This is a genomic window from Desulforhopalus sp. (assembly GCA_030247675.1).
Classification (GTDB): domain Bacteria; phylum Desulfobacterota; class Desulfobulbia; order Desulfobulbales; family Desulfocapsaceae; genus Desulforhopalus_A.
Genome location: JAOTRX010000002.1, coordinates 280,533 through 297,386, shown reverse-complemented (window position 1 = coordinate 297,386; position 16,854 = coordinate 280,533). Strand labels below are relative to the sequence as shown.

Genomic DNA, 16,854 nt, shown 5'->3' with positions numbered 1-16,854 from the left:
ATTTTTGTCATTATAGCGGCCAAGATAAATGGTCTTGGCCGGACACTCGGCGACACAGATCCCGCAACCCTGGCAGAGGGCCGGGTTGATTTCGGCACTATGCTGGTCATTAATAAACGGCACCCCATACGGACAGGCCCGGACACAGGTCAGGCAGACCGCGCAATGGGTCGGGTCGACTACCGAAACGACGGCTGACATCTTCATGCTCTTCTTCGACAGCAGGGTCGCCACCCTGGCAACCGCTGCCTGGGCCTGGGTGATACTCTCGGTGCTGCTCTTCGGTCCATGGGCCGTGCCGGCCATGTACAGGCCCTCGCTCGGCAGATCGACCGGCCGCAATTTGGCATGTGCCTCGATAAAGAAGCCATTGCTGTTGCGCGGCACGCGGAGCATGGAGGCGAGTTCCTCGGCATCGCGAGGCTTCATGCCGGTGGACAACACCAGTAAATCCGGACGGAAGCGCACCGGTATGCGGATTGAAGGATCGACGACAGTGATCTCGATACCCGATTCCTCGGCAATGATCTGAACGGGATTCTCCTCGGGATCGTATCGCACGAAATTGATACCCTCCCGCCGGGCCAGGGTGTAATCGCCCTCGGCCAGACCATAACAACGCATATCGCGGTACAACACATCGATCCGCGCCTGGGGATGCAGTGCCTTCAAGCGCCGGGCATTTTTCACCGCATGGTTACAACAGACCCGGGAGCAATAGGGCAGATGTTCGGCATCGCGGGAGCCGGCGCATTGCAGCATAACTACCCGTAGATGCTTCCACTCCTTGTCTACACTGTTTTCCAGGGCTGCTTCAAAATCGGTCTGGGTCATGACCGTATCGAGCCGACCCAGGCCATGGATGTCCGGACGATTTTCCTCGGCCCCGGTGGCAATGAGAATCGCCCCGTGCTTTAAGGTTCTTGTCCCCCCGGAGGGCATGGCAATCTCCGACTCAAAGGAACCGACAAAACCCGATTGTTCCACCACCTCGCTGTTGGTAAAGACCTTTATCTTCTCGTTACTCAGCACCTGGTTCTTTAATTCGCCAAGAAAATCGGCAAATTTCCGGCCATCGCTGCTGCGCTGCAAATGAAGGAGCTGGCCACCGAGCTGCGAATCCCTTTCCACCAGATAGACGCCGAATCCCTGACGGGCAGCCTCAAGGGCTGCGGTCATGCCCGCCACCCCGCCGCCGACCACAAGGAGCCGGGCATCGACGGTAAACTCCATCTCCGGCAAAGGCTCGCCAGCCGCGGCATTGGCTACAGCCATACGGGTGAGCCGCTTTGATTTCTCCGTGGCCAGGACCGGATCATCGGGATGCACCCAACTGCATTGGTCACGGATGTTGGCCATTTCAAAGAAATATTTATTCAAACCGGCTTGCTGGAGGGTGGACATGAACAGGGGTTCATGGGTGGTCGGTGAACAGGCGGAGGTGACCACCCTGTTCAACCGGTGTTCCTGAATGATTTTACGCATCCGCTCCTGCGAGTCCTGAGAGCAGGTATATAGCGGGTGCTCGGCATACACCACTCCGGGTAGGGTTTTTGCGTATTCGGTTACCGCGGCAACATCAACCACTGAGGCGATATTGGTGCCGCAGTGGCAGATAAAGACCCCGACGCGCAGCCCCTCATCGGCCTCGATTGCCCGCTCCGGCGGCAGAGGCTCGGAGGTTATCAGGCTACCCCGGGCCTCGGCGAGGCTGGCCGAGGCTGCCTCCGCCGCGGCCGAGGCCTCACAGACCGTTTCCGGGATATCCTTTGGCCCTTTCACCGCACCACTGACAAAGATCCCCGGCCGGGAAGTAGCAAGCGGCTGGTAGCAATCGGTAGTCACAAAGCCAAAGCGGTCGAGATTAATGTCCAGGGTTCCGGCCAAGTCTCTGGCAGCCTGCGGAACCTGGATACCGACGGAAAGAACTACCATATCAAATACTTCGCTCTTTCTAACGCCGCTGTCATCAACGAAACGCAGCTCAAGGTCGCCGCTTTGCGGATCTTCGAAGATCCTGCTAACCATAGCCCGGATGAAGCGAACGTTGTGACCTTTGGCCCTCGTCACATAGTCGTCGAAGTTCTTGCCGAAGGAACGCATATCGATATAGAAGATAGTCGGCTCGATGTTCGAGTCGTGTTCCCTGGCAATAAAGGCCTCCTTGGTGGCGTACATGCAGCAGACCGACGAGCAATAGTCGCGGCCACACGATGAATCGCGGGAGCCTACACACTGAATCCAGGCGATCTTCTTCGGATGTTTGGCGTCACCGGGCCTGGAAACCGTCCCGGAGGTTGGCCCGGATGCCGAAAGCAGCCGCTCGAATTCAATGCTGGTTACGACATTTTTATACAAGCCATAGCCGAATTCACCGCGAATCCGGGCATCAAAGACCTCAATGCCCGGCGAGAAAATCACCGAGCCGACGGCAATCTCGATCTCCTCTTCCCGGTGGTCGTAATGGATTGCCCCCACACCACAAATCGAGGCACAGGTACCGCAGGCCCCGGTATTCAACCGGACGCAACTCGCCTCATCAATAATCGGCACCCTGGGTACCGCTTGAGGATAGAGGATGTTCACCGGTTTACGGCCATTTAAGCCCTCGTTGAAACGGTTGAGAAGCGGTCGCGGTGTTTTGTTGGTGACCTGGTCGATGGAAAGGAAATCCACCGGGCACACCGACACACAGGCACCACAGACCTGACAGATATCAAGCCCGGCCTCAATACCACTCTCAACCATCTTCAGGGCGCCAATATTCATCACTTTATCGCAGGTAACGACACACAGCCCGCAGCGGATGCAGTCGCGCTGCCCCGTCCCCTGAAACTGCTTTTTCAACAGCTGCGACCTGGCATGTACCGCTGCGCCAACGCTCTTCTCAAGATCGACTGCCTGGCTGACAGTGATTGCCGAAAATTTTTCCGGGCAGGCGACATAACAGGCACCGCAGCCGGTGCATTTCTCCTGGTCAATGACCGCCACCTGCTTCTTCTCCCAGCTGACCGCGCCGTGTAGGCATGCCTTGAAACAGCCGCCGCACATGCCACAGAGGGTGTTGTCGACGGTGAAGGTCCACTTGCCATCCTTGGTCGGCTGCGGTAAGCCCGGACCGGGGATTTCCCTCTTTTCTTTGGCGCGCGCCCGAACCTTTTTTTCACCTTCAGCCGGCAACTCGGGGAAATGTGAGATTTGGGTAACCGGGCAGACTATTTCGCAAAGACCACAGCCGGTACAGGCACCAATGTCAACATAGCGGGCATGCCTGACTACGGTAGCCGTGAAACGTCCGGCATCGCCGCTGAGATCCTTCACTTTGCTATGGGTAAAGAGCTGTATATTCTTGTGCCGTCCCACCTCAACCAGTTTGGGCGAGACGATACACATCGAGCAGTCATTGGTGGGAAAGGTCTTGTCGAGCTGGGCCATCTTGCCGCCAATGGCCGCCGAACTTTCCACCAGATACACCTTGATTCCGGCATTGGCCAGATCAAGCGCCGACTGCATTCCACTGATACCCCCACCGATGACAAGCACGGCGGCAGTCGGGTTTTCGATTTTTCCTGAAGGCACCTGTTGTAGCGCTGTCATACCGGTTCCTCCTTCTTCATGCCGACATCCCGGAAAATCTCCGAGAGAACCCCGGGAGAGACGAGATGGGCCTTTTGCTGTTTCGCCGGGTAGGTGCCTGTCATCGCCGCATCAAGAAGTTCGGTAATAAAGAACACCGGCATGGCAACAACGCCGACCTCCTCTTTTTGCCGACTCTCAACATTGGCCTGGCACATCGGGCAGTCGGTTACCATGGCGGTCGCTCCGGCCTTCACTGCAGCGCCGACGATATCACCGACCAGCTTTTCGGCGATATCCGGTCTTGCCATGGTGAGACTGCCGGAGCAGCACTCGGTGCGATGCGACCAATGCACCGGTTTTGCCCCCAGAGCAGTCACGATCCGTTCGAGGGTTTCCGGCCTTTCCCAGTTAGGCGCATCGGTTATCCGTGGGTTACGGAGCGACAGACAGCCATAGTAACAGGCGATCGCCAGCCCACTGAGATCTTGCGTGATTTTAGCCTCTAGGACAGCCAGGATCTCCGGCCGGGAAAGGAAGGTGCTGATATGCACAATGGTGAAGTCAGGTTCATAAGCACCGACATCCCACAAACCCGGATCCGCCCGGAGAGCCTTGTCGGCGGCCTTCAACCGCTGAAAACAGGCGGCACAGGGCACCAGAATGTCGTGCCCGGTCCGAGCGGCCAAAAGAAGATTGCGCATCGGCAAACGCATACCGACCTCGTGATCGGTCATGTGGGCGGATGATGCGCCACAGCAATTCCAATCGGGAATGTCGATCAGGTCGATATCCAGCTTCCGACAAACGGCCCGAACCGAATGATCATAATCGAGCGCCGTTCCTTCGAGGGAACAGCCAGGGTAATAGGATAGTTTCATCTGTCATACTCCTTTCCCTTACCGGCAAAGATTTCTTTGATTTCTGCCTTACCCTTGATCGCATGGGGCAATAGTTTCAGTTTCCCCTTCAAAAACATGCTGAGGCCAAGCTTCATATCACCGGCAAGATCTCCGGACCGCACCTTGTAATTGCCGATCATGCCGATTTCCCAGGCCCGGCCCCAGCTGCGTATCGAACCAAGGAAGGATTGATGAAAGAGTGGAATTCTTGGTTCGGCCGGGGCAATGCCCCGGCGTAAGGCGAGTTCACGCAATACATCCATCAGACCAGCGATTTCAATCTCGTTCGGACACCTGGTGGCGCAGGTCTCGCAGGCCGCACACAGCCAGATGGTATGGCTATGCAGGAGTTTTTCTTCGCTGCCATAACTTGCCAGGCGCACCACCTCCATGACTTGCAAATCAAAGAACTCGCCAATCGGGCAGCCCGAAGAACAGCGGCCACATTGGTAGCAAGCATTCACATCAATATCTCGGTCCTGCAGTTTCCTGAGGAATTTCTCATTCCGGTCATCTGGTGAAATGCAGCTTTTATCCATGGTTTTCTCCAATCAAGTAATCCGTTATAACGGGAAACTTCAAGGTAAAGGTAGTTCCCTTTTCCGAGGTCGAAGTCACCCTGATTGAACCCTTGTGTTCCTTGACTATCGCGTAGGAAAGCGACAATCCCAGGCCGGTCCCTTCACCGGTTTCTTTTGTAGTAAAGAAGGGTTCAAAGATCTTCTCCAGCAAATTATTTGGTATCCCCGGCCCGGTATCCTCAATCAATATTTCGCTGATGTCTTTATTGGCCCTGGTTCTGCTGATAATCCGAAGCTGCCCATTGCCCTTCATCGCCTGCGCGGCATTAACGACGATATTCATGACCACCTGGTTCAGCCTGGTGGCATTACCATGTATGGCAGGCAATTCATGATCCAACTGACGAATTATGGAAATGTTCTGAAAAAGCGGTTGATGCTGGAGGATAGTCAAGGTCTTCTGGATCACCTCATTGAGATCGACGGGTTCCATATCGTAGGTGTTCTGATGCGAGAACTCCAAAAGGTCGGCAACGATCACCTTGCACCTCTCTGCCTCGTGGATGATGGTCTGCAGATCGGCGCTCAGGGGATGGTCTTCCCCCAATTCTTCCTGCACCAGATTCGCGTACAGCATGATTCCCGACATCGGGTTATTGATCTCATGAGCTACCCCTGCGGCAAGACGGCCAAGGCCGGCCATCTTCTCAGAATGCATCAGCATTTTGTGGGTTTGTTCAAGGTTTTCCTCAATCTCCTGCAAGGCACGCAGATCAGTGAAAATGCCAAAGGTGGCGATCTCCTGGGCACGATCATAGATGATGCCACCGGAAAAGCTCACCGGAATATCTTGACCGTTCTTGTGCTTAACGACCATTCTCTGATGCAGTAACCTCCCTTTCCCTCCGAAATCATCGCTACGCATCTGTTTAATGAGCTCATAGGCCACCCCCTCATCGTAGAGCTTGGTCACATGCAGGTTTTTGCCACCCTCCTCATCATAGCCAAGAAGCGCCTGGGCGCCGGAATTGAAGATGACAATCTTCCCCTTCATGTCTGAGGCGATGATTCCGTCCACCGAACTGTCAATCAAATTATGAAAAAAGGCATTGCGCCGCCTGAGCTCACCCTCGAGAATCTTTTGCTGGGTGATATCGATGAGGTACAACAGATAATAGTCAGGGGAAGCGGGAGGATAAACGGCCACCCCATAGAGAATACAGTGTTGACTGCCTCGCGTAAAATCGACTTCCTGCTTGATCTTCCAACCATACACAGGGTTTTCCAATCGGAACTGTTCCTCTATCAGTTTAAAAAGGGCGAGGTTCTTCTCACCGAGGATATCCCGGACTGTACTCCCGACAAGATCACCGTAGGGGACCCCACTGAAGCGGCTGGCTGCTGGATTGGCATGAATCACCCTGTGGTCAAGACCGGCGACTACCACCCCATTCGGCGTTTCTAAGAGGATCGTGTGCAGATAATGATATGGGCCAAGACTCTGCGCCAACGATCCGAGATCCTTGTTTGCTGTTGACTGAACGGCATCGGTCATAAAGACTCGCTAACGACCAATGAGATCCAAAAATTCCGGTAGCCTATCCTTCCAGCCTATGGCAAGTAAGACAATTCCATCTCCCAACGGGGCCAATTCCCTAAGGAGATCTGCAGCTGCCTGCATTCCCGCATCCTTTTTCACCGGTGCCTGAATCATCTTTTTCAAAAACTCGTGAGGGATCGATGGCACACCCGGCAGATTGTTGAGGTAGCGAACCATGGTGACCGATTTCAGAAACATTACCGAAGTGAATATCCGTATGCCGGTCTCTTCAGCCACTGGCAGAAACTGTTCTATGATATTCACATCATAGGTTGGCCCCAGGGTGACTGATTTCACACCATAATCCTGCATTTTCTTGAAAAAATCAGCCCGTTCCCGGTTATACTTGACATCGTCGGAGAGATCGATCCCCACCCCGACCTGAAAATCGGTCGCCCCGTCGAGGGGTTCACCGGCGAGGTCTTTTCCGTTGTTCAGTGCCGCAACACATTGCAGCATCGAGTCAAGGTTGAGATCGCCGCTCGTCCTGGCCACCGGCTGGTCGCCTTCGGCCGGATCATGGCCCTCCTTGAGAACGATCTTTTTTATTCCAAGGGCAGCGGCGGAAAGCAGATCAGCCTGAAAGGAAATCCGGTTGCGATCCCGCCCGGTGATGATCATTTCCGGGTCAAATCCTTTTTCCTTCAAGGCCAGGCATGGGGCTACGGGTGACATACGCATGATCGCATGTTCACAATCAGTTACCCGCACGGCATCAACTCGTCCCCGAACTTGCAAGGCAGTACCGAGAAAGGCTTCCAGGTTTGTGCCCTTGGGAGGATCTACTTCAGAGATAAGGGTAGGTTTTGGGGTTTTGGGAGGGATACTTCCTTGTGCAGCGTCCATTGAACCTCCTGTAAGATGATAATAATGAATTACTTTCTTCAGGGAGACTGGAAATCAAGCGCTTCGTCAATAGCACCTTTCAACTGGTCAGGAAAAATGTCAAAATAACTCCTCTAGAATAATATCAGTTTCATTTAACTAATAATTAAGATAATTATCAAGGCAAATAATTCCCTTAATTTCCGGGTAACTCTCACCTTGGCGAGTTCTTTTTGCATCCATTGCGCAAAAGTTTTAATGCCGTAATAATTCATTTCTTGTTTATTAAGAAGGAGTTTCCTTGGGGCATCAAAGCCCCACAAGGTGGCACCATGCGCAGCCTTTTTTTGCAAACAGGGCAAAGTTTTCTGCAAAGGTGTGGCAATCATCTCCCATGACACACCTGAATCGATTTGTTAGTGTTACCCCTTCTTCTTTTCCACAAGCTTGCGTAGTCCTTAAAACCATTAAAGACTATTTGATCAAAATGTACCCCGATACTTTTGCGAAGACCAATGAACCACCTCGACACAGAACATTTTAAGACCTGCCCAATGTGTGAAAAACGCTGGGCCTCACGGGACACCTTTCTCGACGACCCGACCATCAATTTTAACGGGTATCAGGCCAATTTTGGCATCATGGATCAAGGATTATTCTATTTTACCCATCAAACCGATGAATGCGGTTCAACCATGGTGATTAAGGCTGAAGCCTTTCTTTCTCTATACAACGGCCCAAGATTCTCGGAGGAAAAACAGCTTTCCAAAGAATGTCCGCGTTTTTGTCTGGACAAGAGGCAACTGAAACGATGTCAGGCACACTGTCGATATGCCTTTATCCGAGAGGTAGCGGAAATCATAACGAATCGATCCAACCAGCCTGCCATTAGCGAATAAGATCTTCAAGAATTTCTTCGTGAGCACAATAGTGCTTCAGGCTGCAAGAAGCCTAATCTTTGGGTAAACGCGGTTTCGTTATTGTCTTTATTGATTTATAGCTGTCATAGTTCCAGAAAAACGAGATCCCCGTACTAAACAGGGAGCGGGTCCGCCAAAATGTCTTAAGCCCGCGCGGCAGAGACCGGCGAAAACTTGCAACCTCCTGATAGGCGTCGATCAGGCCCGTATAGAGTGCATCAGGGCTGATATTTTTGGGTTGGAAGACCGGTTCAAAAATATTGTACGCCTCCCAGTCTCCCGGATAATCAGTCAAGAGTAACCGATTGCTCTCCGCCAGTTCCCGGTAGAGCTGGGTTCCGGGCAGCGGTGTTTGGATGCTCAGCTGTACCGCATCGATGCCAGAATCAAAGATGAAATCAAGCGTCGCTCGAAAGGTGTCGAGGGAATCCTCGTCGTCACCAAAGATAAAGCCACCAATAATGGCAATGCCATGATCCTGAATTTTCTTTATAGATTCCTTGAAGTTACGAGTTGTTGGCCGGAGATTCATCTTTTTATTGTAGGCAGCTAACGATGATTCCCGCAGTGACTCAAAGCCGATGAGAAAGGCCTTTGCGCCGCTTTTAGCCGCCGCCGCAAGTAAACCCTCATGTTCGACAATATTCAGGCAGGTCTGGCCACCCCATTCCTTGTGGCAATGACGCAATCTTTCAAAGAGCTCAAAGGCCCGCTCGGTGCAACGATCGCCTGCACCGATAATATTATCATCGATAATAAACAGTCTCTTGTCCGGGATGGCCTCGATCTCCTGGATGACATTGTCGACATTCCGCATGCGGAAGTTGCCGCCATTGAATTTGGTCACCGAACAAAACCTGCAGTTATGTGGACACCCTCTTGAGGTCTGTACTGTCTGAACAAAGTATTTATTGTCAAGCAGATCTCGCCTGGCGGGGAGAAGACCGGAGAGATCGGGCCGGGTAACCGCTGTATATCTTTTTTTCAGCTCGCCGCAGAGAAAATCATTCAGCAACTCCGGCCAGGCCTCTTCACCTTCTCCAATAACCACTGCATCGGCGTAATGCTCTGCCTCCTCCGGCAACATCGATACATGGATTCCGCCCAGCACCACCGCTACACCGCGCCTCCGAAACTCTCCGGCTATTTCATAAGCTCGGGGCGCCAAGGGAGTCATGCAAGTAATGCCAACCAAATCGGCGTCACACTCATAATCGATGTCAGTAAAGGCCTCATCGAGGATTTTCACGGAAAAGTTAGGCGGTGTATAGGCAGCGAGCATAAGGAGATTTAATGGCGGCAGAGCCAGCACTCGGACATTTTCCAGGAGTTTGGTCCGGTAGGCCGGATTAATTAGAATGATCCGTTTCATATCGCTTCTCTCTCCATGCCGATCTCTATCTCGCCGCAAGGTCTTGAATAATTATGTAATTGGCTGCCTGCAATACCGCAAGGGTATACATTTCGTGTGAGTAGATAAACTGCACACTCAGCAAGGAAATACCTGGAAAGGACCTGCACCGACGTTGAGTCAGCATCTATTAATTCTTAGGTATTCTCTTTGCCGGATCGTTATAATAATGCGGATTGGTCGATTCTTCTTTAGTGTCTTTTTGTTGAAGCTTATCAACAATTTCTCTTGGCAGAGTGGCAATGCTTTTTCCCGTCAACAGCTGATAACCGTACATAACCCCTAATATTACAATGAGATAAAGAGCTATCTTTTTTAATAGTCCTACCATATTTCACCCCGTATTCTCGCTGTTCTCTGCGGCTTTTCCGCCTCATGGCAAGTCGATCCTGCCGCCTCTTTTTGCATAGCCGAAAGTATCACTTGGCTTTCAAAGCTTTACCTACATTCCAAGCTTTGCCAAGGTTTTCTCCAACGGACCAGTAGGTATTGTCCGGCATAGTTAAGGCAAACGGATTGATCTTCTTTATGTCCAGCTTGCTATCCGTCATATATTGCTCTTCGGTGAAAACCTCTTTGGCTTCTCCGATAAACAAGGTATCAAACGGCAGTTCAACAGTATCATACACAGAGCAGGCAATGCACACCGGACATTCTTTGATAAGCGGGGCCTTGTCCAGACTCCCGTAGAAAACCTCAAAAAGTCCGGACTTATCGGTTTTACTCCCGGAAACCAAGCCACAATAATCCACCTTTTCGATTAGAGAGACGTTGGGAATGTTGATACTAAATTCTTTGTTTTCCTCAATACCTTTATTGGTATGATGTGGACCCAGGGCGATGGCAAACAACGGTGGCTTGAAATTGACACGCGTCACCCATGCGGCAGCCATGAAATTCGCTTTTCCTTCAACAACAGAGCCGACTACGACCATCGGCATCGGGAATAAAAACGCGGAGTCCTTGTCAATTGTGATTTTTTTCATCATTGTCTCTCTTTGTTAAATTGATGAAGGCAGCAATAAAAAAGCAAACGGTATCTCAAGATTTTTTATTGGAAAAACAGAGCGTTTCCCCTAGTATTTAAACATATTCAAAAATTTTACGAAAGGAATTGGCATGCAGCCATTGATTTTATGAATACCGCCTGGGAGGATGCGATAGGTAGCGGCGATATCCGAATGGTTCGTGAAATTCTTCATAAGGGGATTGATGTCAATTCCCGCAATAGCCACGGACAAACCGCCCTCATGCTTGCCGCACATGCCGGTCACCTGGAAGTTGTCGAAGCACTCATCGGTCACAAAGCCAATTTAAACATCACCGGTAAATTTGGATTGAGTGCCTTGATGCTGGCCCTGGTCTCCGGTTATGAGGATATTGCCCGTGTCCTAGCAAAAGCTGGGGCCGACCTCTCCCTGCTCGGGACGGGGGCGCCAGGATTCACCGGCAAGACCGCCTATGATCTCGCTGTGGCGCGCGGCATGATCGATGTATTAGAGGAACTGAGGCCTAAACCGGCCGGAGGGAAGCGGTGAAATGATGAAAAAAAACGCTGAACGATGTGCCGAATACGCACAATTTCAGAAAATCGACACCGCTTTTCGAGCAGGCGACCTTGCCGCGCTGCGGGAAGCAGTCAGTGATCCAGACAGCATACCGAACGGACCAATGCCGCTGACGATCGGTTCGTGCCTCGAATACGCTATCTACCACAGCCCTTTACCATTCATTCGTACGCTGCTTACGATAGGCGCTGCCCCCAACCCAACAGATCACAACGGATTTCCACCCCTCATCGCTGCCCTCTCATGCAGCCGACCTCGACCTGGCACACGGGAAAAACGTGATGTTCTTGATATACTGAGACTCTTACTTGAATTCAAGAGTGACCCCAACCAACGTGGAATCAACGACTACACACCTCTCCACATAGCAGTGAGCGAATGCAATCTACCGGCGGTTGAATTATTGCTTTCCGCCGGTGCGGACCCGCGTTTGCGGACACGAATAGACGACTTCGAAACAGCACGTGATATGGCTGAAAACTCCGGCCTCCACGAGATCGCCGAGCTGCTTGCTGCCCAGGAGATACGGCTGCAAACCTCATAGTGTAGACAAATGCCGGTTCAACAGGGAAGCTGTTTACACCGCAAGGGCATAGGTTTCATTTGATCAACCAAGCTGCTCAACTCAGCTTTAATATCACGGTTTCTTCGGTCTTCCGAATTGGTCATACTCCACACCGGAGACTACGGAATTCATAATGGCATCGCCGCCACCGGAGATATTTACCCCACCACCTGAAATATTCGTGACACCTGCTGAATTGACGACCGACCCAAGGATTGCCCTGCCACCACCCGCGACATTGACACCTCCGCCAGAAATATTAGTCACCCCTGCGGAGTTAACTACCGAGCCAAGATGAGCGGCACCACCCCCTGCAACATTGACGCCTCCGCCGGAAATATTTGTTACACCTGAGGAGTTAACGACCGATCCAAGGTTTGCCTTACCTCCAGCCGCAATATTGGTACCTCCACCTGAAATATTGGTAACACCGCTGGAGTTAACCACCGAACCAAGATTTGCCGTGCCCCCCATCGCAATGTTGGTTCCTCCACCGGAGATATTGGTAACACCACTGGAATTGACCACTGAACCAAGGTTTGCGGTACCGCCCGCAGCGATATTGCTACCTCCACCGGAGATATTGGTAACACCGCTCGAATTAACTACCGAACCAAGATTGGCCTTTCCACCACCTGTCGCTATATTGGTGCCTCCCGTCGATATGTTGACGGCATCCGATGAATTAACCGTTGAACCAAGGTTCGCAGTCGAGCCTACGGCAACGTTCGTTCCTCCACTTGAGATGTTGACGGAGTTGCTTGAATTGACGACTGAACCAAGATTTGCCTTACCGCCGGCGGTGGCGATATTGGTGCCGCCGGACGAAATATTGACTGTATCTTTGGAATTTATGGTAGAGCCAAGATTTGCCTTAGAACCGTCTGCCGCAACGTTTAGGCCTCCGCTGGAGACATTGACCGTACCTTTCGAGTTTACAGTCGAGCCAAGATTCGCCGTACTACCGCTACCGACAGCGATGTTAGTGCCACCTGTTGAAATATTGACCGCCTGTCCGGAACCCACAACACTCCCGAGATTTGCCTTATTACCGCTGCCAACCGCAAGATTGGTACCGCCTGTGGAGATGTTTACCGACTCCGCAGAGTTCTCAGTAGTGCCAAGATTGGCCTTATTGCCTTCTCCAATCGCCATATTAATTCCAGCTTCGCTCTTATTGACCACCGCGTCGGAATTCTTCACGCTTCCAAGATTGGCCTCATTGCGATCACCGATAGCGGCATTGACTCCGCCCTTGCTCATGTTGATCACACCTTCCTTGATGCCATCGACGGCGACGCTTCCCTGGCTGGCCTTATTGTCTTGTCCCACGGCAATATTGGTACCACCCTCATTCATGTTGAGAATGGTTCCGGTACTGTTGCTCATTTTGACCGAACCAAGGCTGGCCTCGTTACCCTTGCCGACGGCGAGGTTCATACCCTCCTTGGACGTATTGACCACGGTTCCCTGGCTTTGAGTCATGTTAATTGACCCGAGGCTGGCTTTGTTGCCTTCACCTACGGCCACGTTGGTTGTCGGCCCGGTAGTCTTATTGACAACTATTCCTTCGATCGATTTGAGCTTTATCGAACCGGTGTTTGCAACGTTGTTCTCGCCAACTGCGATATTCATTGTTGCAATGCTATCCGACTGATTGGAGACAACGGCATCTGAACCGACCACTCCAGCAGGCTGCAAAAGTAAGACGCCTGAGGCAATAGTGCACAGTATCTTTTTCATAACTCCAACTCCTCGCTACGTGTTTTTCTGAACTCCCAAGCACGACCCAGGATTGACAAACAGGCTCTGACAAAAACCTTTCCCAAGATACTCTCGGCAAAGAAACCTTCCCCAAACACCACAACGAGACTCTAATCATTGAGAAGGCCCATAGCAAATAATACCGGCAGCAAGCTCGGTTAGTCAACTGCTTCATCCTTTATGCCAAAAAGAATTTGCGCACTCATTGCTAAACGCCGAGCAAGAAAACCACGCCGCAGGAAAATCTATCCAACTTTTAGCAGAGCAAAATAGGCCGATTGGCACACTGGTGTTTGCCAATCGGCAGCTACCTGGGAAATTGTTGGCAAGGTGCAGTGTGTTTCGGAGGCCATTGGCGGAGTAAATGACATGGCCCGGCAGAGTGCCGCCCTGGCGACAGGTATCAGTGAGAATGTCGAGTTCCTGCGCGACGATTCAGTGCGGATCTCCTCCTCCAGCACCGAGGTTAACCACAATGCCGACGACCTTTCCAGTATGGCTGAAAAACTCTAGAAGCTCGTGATCAGATCCGCAGTTTAAATTTCCGGAACGACCAACGGAGAATTGTACTTTCGATAAATGGCCAATGTTTTGGCTGTTGGCAGGGCTGCTTGGGCAAGGCATCAATACGGAGGCAGACTATCGGTTTGACGGTGAAGGCAGGGCCCCATCCCTAAAATCCCCCAAACGCCCGGCCTGGCCATATTGTGGCCTGAACCTTTGGCGGCGTTGCTGGGTGCTTCTAGGCCTTGAGCAACATTTCAATGTGAGGGATATCGTCCTCCATATATGCATCGGAGACCACCCGAAAACCAAAGCCCTCATAGAAGCCCCGGAGATACGCCTGGGCGCTGATCCTGATGCCAAGCCCTGGAAAAATCGATTGCGTTCGATCTATACCAACTTCGGTTACCTTCCTGCCAAGTCCTGTGCCCCGATACCTTTTTGATGTGAGTACTCTCCCAAGTGAAGGCTCAGAATACTTATATCCAGGTTCGACAATACGGAGGTAACAGGAAATACCAGAATCATTACAACCAATTAAATGCCATGAATTTTTATCAAGCTGGTCAGCATCTTGATATGGACAGTTTTGTTCGACGACAAACACTGCTTCGCGAGCAGCTAAAAGAGCATGAACCTCAGGCCCTGTGAGATCCTCTAATCGGCACAATTTAAAACGAGTTTGTTTCATTGGTAGAGAATACTACGGCGAGAATGCATCAGCTTGACTGGTACATGGTGTTGTTAAAAATATAGGCAAGATGTCCCCTTATTTTCCGCTAGACCCATGTAGGGAGGTTGTTAGCCAGCTGTATGCGAAACAAATTTGGTCATATCAAGAAAATCTTTCGTATACGAAGGTCCAAGTGGAAATGTCTCTCCTAATTCATAAAATATCATTCTTGCGTTTTCCAGTGATCGGTGAACATCTCTCATTTCAACTGGAGTGGTCAATTCATAGTCATTGACATTTCTGTTTGTGCGCATTGCATCCAACAAACTAGCGGCATGAAGGCTCACACCACGAAGCGCATCAACCACAGCTTTATGTCCATCGCGCCCAGTCGTTGAAGAACCAGTATGATCGCGTGCTGCTATAAGTGCAGCATAATATAATCTATTTACGATAGTTCTTCGTAAAACTGACTCGGTTGGCTCACATCTGGTTCTAAACAGCCAATCTGCAAATACGAATAACTCTTTTGGTTCGCAAGTCATGAAGTATGAAATTAAGCGTTTACAAAAACGACATTATTCAGGGCACCCCCTATCCCAGCACTCTGGATCTCACTAAAGAGTTCTTGTTCTTTTAAAATGAACTCTCCATCAACAGGTAGACCAGAATCAAAGACAAGCCTCATAAGAGGCTCAGACGTATCAGGGTCAGTTATCAGCTGTAATTTTTTATTCGTCCCACATCCTGGATATATTTTCTCTATTATTTTATACAGTTCTGCCAAGAAAACCTGAACATCGGGATAATTATAAAGATATGAAACAATTTCTGCGAGCTCTGGGACATCGTATTTATAATTAGTTAAGATATCATTGGGCGTTCTTAATGGAAATTGATACCCCCTCCCCTCGGATTCTAGGTATCCTGAGCAATATGTTGGAATATCAGTTCTTTCACGAGGTGAATACAAAAAATTACAAAATGTACTATTAAGAGTTGCTACGGCAGTTATCGCTCCAAGAGCTAGAGCCTTCGATAAACCCTTAGGAGAAGATCCAACCGATTCCTCCACCACATACTCACGCTCATGCGTCGGTGTAACATTTGTTGTGCTTATAGGCATAATTTCACCTTCCTGCATTGATTTTTATTCAATAAATCAATGAGAACAGCTTTGTTGGCTGCATGAAGTAAATCAAAAATATCCTTAACATAACTAACGTCGTTGAGGACTGATGCAGAGGTAGGTTTGACGAAAGCGTATCTAGCATTATGATCAATGGTAGTTACAATTCCCTGAGGAGTCTGGTTTGTACTAAGATTGAGATTGTGTAAAATCTTTTCAACCTTTTCATGAACACCTTCGAACCACCCTTGGTGAACATGCCATAACGGACCAGATTCGACAGCCTGTTTCGATAAATATCTCGATCTGGTATTAAACACCTGATTTATTTTATATGTTTCGTAGGGTCCACCAATAAACCTATCTACAACATGTAAAATGAGTTGAACGACGGGATTTCTTCCATCGTCAACAATATTAATCACTTTTGTCAAATCATCTATCGCTTTCTTTGACTCAACATCCCACCTGCCATAATCGAAGCATGAAACAACGATAGACTGAGGCTCAGTTCTTAAAATCCAAGCTGGTTTATTAGTCTTTTCGCTTAATTTCTGCAGAGAAACACCAGCTATTTGGTGTTTAGAAATTGGTGCGTTATCTTTGCTGTCAATTTGAACATTCCATAAAGAATCTATTGAGAAGATCGGATATTCAGTCTTGAAGATTTCCTTAAGGCCCATCAGTGCTTGAATTGAAGAGGCAGGGAAAGGATTTTCAAAGATGCATACAAAATTGGCAACTTCTATAGAATGGTCACCACTTATTGGTAGGCTCATTTTGCGATCCTAATGGAAAAGTAAAGAATTGTTTCTTCTTTATTTCTTACTGATGATTCTACACAAATCGTGAAGCAAGAACCAGTTTAATGAGCTTTTGTGATTAATAATCAAATG

General features: G+C 50.2%; 17 protein-coding genes and 1 pseudogene. 4 read left to right on the top strand and 14 right to left on the bottom strand.

Going from position 1 to position 16,854, the window contains the following annotated elements; translation table 11 throughout:
- Positions 1–33 precede the first annotated feature (33 nt).
- The 6 genes and pseudogenes from OEL83_01315 to OEL83_01290 all read right to left on the bottom strand — a co-directional run bounded on the left by OEL83_01315 (position 34) and on the right by OEL83_01290 (position 7,813).
- A pseudogene (locus tag OEL83_01315) lies at positions 34–3,597 on the bottom strand (FAD-dependent oxidoreductase).
- Entirely contained in the window at positions 3,594–4,457 is an 864-nt protein-coding gene (locus OEL83_01310) for a heterodisulfide reductase-related iron-sulfur binding cluster (protein MDK9705661.1), read from the bottom strand. The pseudogene OEL83_01315 and the gene OEL83_01310 overlap by 4 nt, the downstream one beginning before the upstream one ends.
- Entirely contained in the window at positions 4,454–5,017 is a 564-nt protein-coding gene (locus tag OEL83_01305; protein ID MDK9705660.1) for a 4Fe-4S dicluster domain-containing protein, read from the bottom strand. The genes OEL83_01310 and OEL83_01305 overlap by 4 nt, the downstream gene beginning before the upstream one ends.
- Positions 5,010–6,554, bottom strand: a complete 1,545-nt coding sequence (locus tag OEL83_01300) for an ATP-binding protein (protein MDK9705659.1) — start codon at positions 6,552–6,554, stop codon at positions 5,010–5,012. Before OEL83_01300 ends, OEL83_01305 begins: the two co-directional genes overlap by 8 nt.
- Before the next feature lie 9 nt (positions 6,555–6,563).
- A complete protein-coding gene (locus OEL83_01295) occupies positions 6,564–7,445 on the bottom strand; it encodes a methylenetetrahydrofolate reductase (GenBank protein ID MDK9705658.1) in 882 nt (293 codons plus the stop codon).
- Between the two features lie 134 nt (positions 7,446–7,579).
- Positions 7,580–7,813, bottom strand: a complete 234-nt coding sequence (locus OEL83_01290) for a hypothetical protein (protein ID MDK9705657.1) — start codon at positions 7,811–7,813, stop codon at positions 7,580–7,582.
- A 126-nt stretch (positions 7,814–7,939) separates the two neighbouring features.
- On the opposite strand from OEL83_01290, the gene OEL83_01285 reads away from it, so the two are divergent.
- The gene (locus OEL83_01285; GenBank protein MDK9705656.1) at positions 7,940–8,323 is read left to right on the top strand and encodes a hypothetical protein; all 384 of its coding nucleotides are present in this window, start codon (positions 7,940–7,942) and stop codon (positions 8,321–8,323) included.
- A gap of 52 nt (positions 8,324–8,375) precedes the next feature.
- Here OEL83_01285 and OEL83_01280 read toward each other — a convergent pair whose 3' ends face one another.
- The 3 genes from OEL83_01280 to OEL83_01270 form a co-directional block, all read right to left on the bottom strand.
- A complete protein-coding gene (locus OEL83_01280) occupies positions 8,376–9,716 on the bottom strand; it encodes a B12-binding domain-containing radical SAM protein (protein MDK9705655.1) in 1,341 nt (446 codons plus the stop codon).
- A gap of 169 nt (positions 9,717–9,885) precedes the next feature.
- Positions 9,886–10,086 (bottom strand): hypothetical protein, encoded by a 201-nt coding sequence (locus tag OEL83_01275; GenBank protein ID MDK9705654.1) that lies wholly within the window; start codon positions 10,084–10,086, stop codon positions 9,886–9,888.
- A gap of 88 nt (positions 10,087–10,174) precedes the next feature.
- On the bottom strand, positions 10,175–10,744 hold the full coding sequence (locus OEL83_01270; GenBank protein MDK9705653.1) for a flavin reductase family protein: 570 nt from the start codon (positions 10,742–10,744) through the stop codon (positions 10,175–10,177).
- Between the two features lie 147 nt (positions 10,745–10,891).
- On the opposite strand from OEL83_01270, the gene OEL83_01265 reads away from it, so the two are divergent.
- Positions 10,892–11,293 (top strand): ankyrin repeat domain-containing protein, encoded by a 402-nt coding sequence (locus tag OEL83_01265; GenBank protein MDK9705652.1) that lies wholly within the window; start codon positions 10,892–10,894, stop codon positions 11,291–11,293.
- Position 11,294: 1 nt separating this feature from the next.
- Positions 11,295–11,867 carry an ankyrin repeat domain-containing protein gene (locus OEL83_01260; GenBank protein ID MDK9705651.1) on the top strand — a complete coding sequence of 191 codons (573 nt, stop codon included), beginning with the start codon at positions 11,295–11,297 and terminating at the stop codon, positions 11,865–11,867.
- A 93-nt stretch (positions 11,868–11,960) separates the two neighbouring features.
- Here the strand turns inward: OEL83_01260 and OEL83_01255 are convergent, their stop codons facing one another.
- The gene (locus tag OEL83_01255) at positions 11,961–13,631 is read right to left on the bottom strand and encodes a hypothetical protein (GenBank protein ID MDK9705650.1); all 1,671 of its coding nucleotides are present in this window, start codon (positions 13,629–13,631) and stop codon (positions 11,961–11,963) included.
- A 390-nt stretch (positions 13,632–14,021) separates the two neighbouring features.
- Here OEL83_01255 and OEL83_01250 point away from each other — a divergent pair, with 390 nt between their 5' ends.
- Positions 14,022–14,165: a hypothetical protein gene (locus tag OEL83_01250; GenBank protein ID MDK9705649.1), complete on the top strand. Its 144-nt coding sequence runs from the start codon at positions 14,022–14,024 to the stop codon at positions 14,163–14,165.
- 229 nt (positions 14,166–14,394) lie between these two features.
- Here the strand turns inward: OEL83_01250 and OEL83_01245 are convergent, their stop codons facing one another.
- The 4 genes from OEL83_01245 to OEL83_01230 all read right to left on the bottom strand — a co-directional run bounded on the left by OEL83_01245 (position 14,395) and on the right by OEL83_01230 (position 16,737).
- A complete protein-coding gene (locus tag OEL83_01245; GenBank protein ID MDK9705648.1) occupies positions 14,395–14,847 on the bottom strand; it encodes a GNAT family N-acetyltransferase in 453 nt (150 codons plus the stop codon).
- Positions 14,848–14,957: 110 nt separating this feature from the next.
- A complete protein-coding gene (locus tag OEL83_01240) occupies positions 14,958–15,374 on the bottom strand; it encodes a hypothetical protein (GenBank protein ID MDK9705647.1) in 417 nt (138 codons plus the stop codon).
- An 11-nt stretch (positions 15,375–15,385) separates the two neighbouring features.
- The gene (locus tag OEL83_01235) at positions 15,386–15,955 is read right to left on the bottom strand and encodes a hypothetical protein (GenBank protein MDK9705646.1); all 570 of its coding nucleotides are present in this window, start codon (positions 15,953–15,955) and stop codon (positions 15,386–15,388) included.
- Positions 15,946–16,737, bottom strand: coding sequence for a hypothetical protein (locus OEL83_01230; GenBank protein ID MDK9705645.1), 792 nt, complete (start codon positions 16,735–16,737; stop codon positions 15,946–15,948). Before OEL83_01230 ends, OEL83_01235 begins: the two co-directional genes overlap by 10 nt.
- Positions 16,738–16,854 lie beyond the last annotated feature (117 nt).